Genomic DNA, 1,981 nt, shown 5'->3' on the forward strand with positions numbered 1-1,981 from the left:
GTCCCGTCGTGCGCTTGGGCAGCCACGTGGTGGCGAAGAAGGGGCGTCCGTCCGGCGTCAGAAACAAGTTGAGGGGCCAGCCCCCTGAGCCGTTCTGCAGCCGGCAGACCTCCATGAACAGCGCGTCCAGGTCCGGACGTTCCTCCCGGTCCACGCACACCGGGATGCAGGCGTCGTTCATCAGCTCGGCCGTCTCCGGGTCCGAGAAGCACTCGCGCTCCATGACGTGACACCAGTGGCAGGACGAGAAGCCGATGGACAGGAACAGGGGCTTGTCCTCGCGGCGGGCGGCCTCGAACGCCGCGGGGCCCCAGGGATACCAGCCGATGGGGTCCCGCGCGTGCTGCTGCAGGAAGGGGCTCCGCTCGTCCCCCAGGCGGTTCTTCGGCAGCCAGGCCTCCTCTGCGGGGTCCGCGCCCGGTCGGTTGCGCTCCTCCGGCCCGGACATCAGGACGCCTCGCCGTTCTCGGCCCTGACGAGGTCCGGCAGCTCCATCAGGGAGTCGATGACGCGCCACGCGCCGAGGGTTTCAAACTGCTCCCGCGTGAAGTTGCCGCGCGTGATGCCCACCCCCCGCACGCCCGCCGCGAGGGCGGAGCGAATGTCGAGGTCGGAGTCCCCGACGTAGAGCGTCTCCGACGCCGTGGCGCTGAAGTCCCCCATCAGTTCGAGCAGCATGTCCGGAGCGGGCTTGAAGGGTCGCCGCCCGCCGTCCGGCCTCCTGGCGCCGATGAGCCGCTTGAAGTAGCGCGCCGTCCCGGACTGCTCCATGGTGGGGCGCGGGTCCTCCCGGTTCGAGGCCACGGCCAAGTGAAGTCCCATCGCCTGCAGGGCCGTCATGGCCGGCGCCAGGTCGGGAAGGGGCGGAGCAGGCTGCGCTCCAGGGAATGGGACTTCTCGACGTACATTCGGGTCCACTCGGGCCGGCACTCCCCCAGGAGCGCCGCGCAGAAGTCGGGAAGCGGCATGGCGATGCAGCGCATCACCTGCCCGTGGTCCACCCTGGGGCGTCCCACCGCGTCGGCCACGGCATTGAAGCCCGCCATGATGGCGTAGCTCGAGTCCACGATCGTCATGTCGTGGTCGAAAATCATCAGTTTGATCACGTTCTGCCTCCCAAATCTGCCGCCTCTGCCGGATGGCTAACGGTTCGAGGTCAGGTCGCGGGCCTCCTGCACCAGGCGCTTGATGGTCTCCTCGTCGATCAATCCGGAGTCGTTCAGCCTGTAGAGGATGCACCGATAGATCTTGTGGAGCTCCTGCTCGTGCAGGTTGAACTTCGGGCGGTCGTCCTGCCGGTCCTCGGACAACTTTTCTATGACGTCCCGCGCGGAGTTCGCGATGTGCGCCAACAGGAGGTCGCGGGTGTCTCCCTGGCCCGGGTCGAAGAGGGGCAGGGGCGACTGATTCTGAAGGATGCGCTGGGAAACGCTGTTGCGCAGGTCGCTGAAGTCCGTCGTGAGCTCCTGATCCGCGTAGAGGTTGATGTAGAGGTTTTGAAACTCGGACTCCACGTTGGGGTACAGCCGGGCCAGGCGCTCCTCGGCGGTGGGGGCGTCCGGCTCCTTCCATGAGGCCGATGGCCCTTCTTCCTCCTTCGCCTGAGGCTCCTCCTCCGCAGCATGCGGCACGTCGGCATCGGGCACCTCGGCCTGCCGCTCCGGAACGAAGGGCGTCGCGTCGGAGGCAATGGGCTCGCTGGAGTCGCTGTCCGCCTGAGGCGTGACGTGGTTTTGGGCAGCGTGGTCTGGATTGGCCGCGGGCTGCTGCGCAAAGGAGTTGAAGTCGAACACGGGGGTCCCCATCTTCGGGATCGCGTCCCCCTGGGCCGCTGCGGGCTGCTGTGCGCCCGCGTCGAACGCTGGGGTCTCCGCCTGGGGCACGGCATCGGTATCAGGCTGAGCGGGATCACTCTGCTCCGCCGCTGCGGGCTGCTGTGCGCCCGCGTCGAACGCTGGGGCCTCCGCCTGGGGCACGGCAT

Annotated in this window: 2 protein-coding genes and 1 pseudogene; all 3 read right to left on the minus strand. The window is 68.1% G+C overall.

Going from position 1 to position 1,981, the window contains the following annotated elements; all coding sequences use genetic code 11:
• Window positions 1-448 (minus strand): thioredoxin domain-containing protein (locus SY1_RS08525; RefSeq protein ID WP_208873442.1); only part of this gene is annotated, 448 nt, incomplete at its 3' end.
• A pseudogene (locus SY1_RS08530) lies at window positions 448-1,094 on the minus strand (HAD family hydrolase). The gene SY1_RS08525 and the pseudogene SY1_RS08530, both read right to left, overlap by 1 nt.
• Before the next feature lie 48 nt (window positions 1,095-1,142).
• On the minus strand, window positions 1,143-1,981 hold an 839-nt coding region (locus tag SY1_RS08540; RefSeq protein ID WP_208873448.1), incomplete at its 5' end, for a hypothetical protein.

The sequence above is a fragment of the Fretibacterium fastidiosum genome (genome assembly GCF_000210715.1).
In the GTDB taxonomy this organism is placed as follows: Bacteria; Synergistota; Synergistia; order Synergistales; family Aminobacteriaceae; genus Fretibacterium; species Fretibacterium fastidiosum.